This is a genomic window from Thermodesulfobacteriota bacterium (assembly GCA_040758155.1).
Lineage (GTDB): Bacteria > Desulfobacterota > Deferrimicrobia > Deferrimicrobiales > Deferrimicrobiaceae > UBA2219.
In genome coordinates this window covers 1-3,142 of record JBFLWB010000200.1, presented here as the reverse complement: position 1 = coordinate 3,142, position 3,142 = coordinate 1, and the positions used below count along the sequence as shown (strand labels likewise).

General features: G+C 64.2%; 5 protein-coding genes. 4 read left to right on the top strand and 1 reads right to left on the bottom strand.

Annotation, left to right across the window (positions count from 1 at the left end):
• Positions 1-189: SPFH domain-containing protein (locus tag AB1346_13975; protein ID MEW6721549.1), on the bottom strand; the 189-nt coding region annotated here is incomplete at its 3' end.
• Between the two features lie 235 nt (positions 190-424).
• Here AB1346_13975 and AB1346_13970 point away from each other — a divergent pair.
• Genes AB1346_13970 through AB1346_13955 form a run of 4 tightly spaced genes read left to right on the top strand, consistent with a single transcriptional unit; the run spans position 425 to position 3,114 of the window.
• On the top strand, positions 425-1,681 hold the full coding sequence (locus AB1346_13970; GenBank protein MEW6721548.1) for a 4Fe-4S dicluster domain-containing protein: 1,257 nt from the start codon (positions 425-427) through the stop codon (positions 1,679-1,681).
• A 10-nt stretch (positions 1,682-1,691) separates the two neighbouring features.
• On the top strand, positions 1,692-2,111 hold the full coding sequence (locus AB1346_13965; protein MEW6721547.1) for a secondary thiamine-phosphate synthase enzyme YjbQ: 420 nt from the start codon (positions 1,692-1,694) through the stop codon (positions 2,109-2,111).
• Between the two features lie 16 nt (positions 2,112-2,127).
• A complete protein-coding gene (locus tag AB1346_13960) occupies positions 2,128-2,829 on the top strand; it encodes a TIGR00730 family Rossman fold protein (protein ID MEW6721546.1) in 702 nt (233 codons plus the stop codon).
• Positions 2,830-2,859: 30 nt separating this feature from the next.
• A complete protein-coding gene (locus tag AB1346_13955) occupies positions 2,860-3,114 on the top strand; it encodes a glutaredoxin family protein (protein ID MEW6721545.1) in 255 nt (84 codons plus the stop codon).
• The last annotated feature ends 28 nt before the right edge of the window (positions 3,115-3,142 follow it).

The window sequence follows — 3,142 nt, the reverse complement described above, 5'->3', positions numbered from 1 at the left end:
CCGCACGACGTTCTGATAGACGGGGATCTTGAAGTGGAGCCCCTCCCCCCACACGTTGGGGGAGACGGCTCCGAAGTTCAGCAGCACGCCGCGCTGCCCGGGCCCGACGATCACCACGGACGAGGCCAGTGCGATCACGATCAGGAACGCGGGGAGCAGGAATTTGAAGAATCCGAGCTTCGGCTGCATGTTCCCTCCTGTGGGGACATTTCTTCCTTCCGATTGCTGCGCGTGACCGAGGGCCTCCTTGTACCGGCGGAAGATCTCGGAAAAATCGGGACCGGACACGGGGACCTCCCTTCCGCGGCGCCCTTCGGGACAAGCGGATCGCCTGCGCCGCCGTTTCCGGAAACTGTACCTTAAGCCCACGGGCGGTTCAATGCTCCCATTCCGTTCAACGGCGCATCTGGTATTCTGTAGGGCCATGGGACACCTCCGCAGCGGGCAGGGCATTTACGGACGACTCCAGAAGCGGCTGGACCGGTTCCCCATCGGCGCTCCTCCCGCGGAATCGCTCTACGAGATCCTGAAGCGCCTGTACACCCCGGAAGAAGCGGAGGTCGGCGCCCGGATGCCGATCCGTCCCGCCTCCATCGAGGGGATCGCCCGGCGGACGGGGAAATCCGTCGAGGCGCTCCGCCCCATCCTCCACCGCATGGCCGACAAGGGGCTGGTGATGGACTTCGAGCACCGGGGGAAGGTCTCCTTCCTGCTCTCTCCCACCGTCCTCGGCTTCTTCGAGTTCGCCTTCATGAGGGTGCGCGGCGACCTGCCGCAGAAAGAGATCGCCCGCCACATGGCGGCGTACGCCCACGACGAGCCCGATTTCGCGCGGTCCGTGTTCGCGGGGAAGACCCAGCCCGGGCGGACGCTGGTGCACGAGGACCAGGTGGACCCGGCCGATCTCACGCAGGTGCTCGATTACGAGCGGGCCACGGACATCGTCCGGGGGGCGAAATCGTGGGCGGTGTCGCTGTGCTACTGCCGCCACGTCATGGAGCACGAAGGGAAGGCGTGCGCGAAGCCGATGGACGTATGCACGACCTTGAACGCGGCGGCGGACTACGTGATCCGCCACGGGCTGGGCCGCCGGATCTCGCGGGAGGAGGCGCTGGACGTCTTCGCGCGGACGCGCTCCGAGGGGCTGGTGCACATCGCCGACAACGTGCAGCGGCGCCCGGCGTTCGTCTGCCACTGCTGCGGCTGTTGCTGCGCGATGCTCTCGGCCATCAACCGGTTCAAGATGTTCGACGCCGTCGTCACCTCCCCGTTTCAGGCGTCGTTCGACGCGTCGAAATGCAACGGCTGCGGGCTGTGCGCGAAGAGGTGCCCCATTACCGCCATCCGGATCGAGGGGGAAGGGAAGGAGAAGCGCGCCGTCCTGGACGGAGGCGCGTGCCTCGGCTGCGGCGTCTGCCGCCCCGCCTGCGCCCGCGGCGCCCTCTCCATGTCCCCGCGGAAGGAGCGGATCCTGGTCCCCGAGACCTCCTGGCAGCGGGCGGTGGTCATGGCCATCGAGCGGGGGAAGTTCCAGAACCTGCTTTTCGACGACTTCGACCGCATCGATCACGCGGTCCTTCGGGCGGTGACGCGCATCGTCGTCGGACTGCCGCCGGTGAAGAAGGCCCTGCTGTCGCAGCAGGTGCAGTCGCGCTTCTTCCGCGCGATGGCGGGCGGATAAAGGAGCCCTCGTGAAAAGCTACCGGAAAGAGCTCTGGTTCAACGTTCCGACGCGGCGCGCGTTCGTCAACATCACCCGGCAGGTGGAGGAGTGCCTCGCAGAGAGCGGGATCCGGGAGGGGCTTGTCCTTTGCAACGCGATGCACATCACCGCCGCGGTCTTCATCAACGACGACGAGTCGGGGCTACACGACGACTTCGAGCATTGGCTCGAGGGGCTGGCTCCCCACGCCCCCGTCAGCCGGTACAAGCACAACCGGACCGGCGAGGACAACGCGGACGCGCATCTCAAGCGCCAAATGATGGGGCGCGAGGTCGTCGTTGCGGTGACGGACGGAAAGCTCGACTTCGGCCCGTGGGAGCGGATCTTCTACGGGGAGTTCGACGGGCGGAGGCGCAAGCGCGTGCTGGTCAAAATCATCGGAGAATAGGAGGGGCGGAAGAGAGATGGAGGAGCTTGCCGGCGGCGAAACCTGGAGAGTGTTCCGCATCATGAGCGAGTTCGTGGAAGGGTTCGAGGAGCTGAAGGACGTCGGCCCGGCCATCTCCATCTTCGGCAGCGCGCGCACGAAGAAGAACGACTGGGCGTACAAATGCGGGATGAACGTGGCGGAAGCGATCGCCCGGCGGGGGTTCGCCGTGATCTCCGGCGGCGGGCCCGGCATCATGGAAGCGGCCAACCGCGGTGCCCGCCTCGGCAAGGGAGTTTCCATCGGCCTGAACATCCAGCTTCCCGCGGAACAGAAGCCGAACCGGTACCAGGACATCTCGCTCCACTTCCGTCATTTCTTCGCCCGCAAGGTGATGTTCGTCAAGTACGCCTCCGGATACATAATCCTGCCGGGCGGATTCGGCACCCTCGACGAATTCTTCGAGTCCCTCACGCTCATGCAGACCGGGAAGACCCGGAAATTCCCCGTCGTCCTGATGGGGAGGGAGTACTGGGACGGCCTGCTCAAATGGATGCAGCAAACGATGCTGAAGGAAGGAATGATCTCCTCCAAGGACATGAAACTTTTTTATCTTACGGACGATCCCGGTGACGCCGTGGAGTACATCATAAAGTTCCACCAGGAATCGATCCTGCCCGTCGGAGACCGAAGGAAACGGAGCCCGCTCCCCCCGGGAGCAGAACCGGGACGTTCATGAGAACTTCCGCAAAAGAGGGACAGACCTGAGATGAAAAAGATCATCATGTACACCACTACCTGGTGCCGGGACTGCAAAGCGGCGAAGAAATTCCTCGGCGAACGAGGAATCGCGTACGACGAAGTCGACATCGAGCAGAATCCGGAGGCAGTCGAAATCGTCATGAAGCTGAATAATGGCATGAGGATGGTCCCCACGCTCGATGTGGAGGGGACGGTTGTCTCCGGCGACAATTTCAACGCCGTCCGGTTCGAGAAGGATCTTCGCGCCGCGGGGGCCCTATAGAGCAGAACAGGGACGTGGCGGGGGACAA

Coding starts and splice junctions, on each gene's coding strand:
- AB1346_13970 (MEW6721548.1), top strand. CDS start 425: ATGGGACACCTCCGCAGCGGGCAGGGCATTTACGGACGACTCCAGAAG.
- AB1346_13960 (MEW6721546.1), top strand. CDS start 2,128: ATGGAGGAGCTTGCCGGCGGCGAAACCTGGAGAGTGTTCCGCATCATG.
- AB1346_13955 (MEW6721545.1), top strand. CDS start 2,860: ATGAAAAAGATCATCATGTACACCACTACCTGGTGCCGGGACTGCAAA.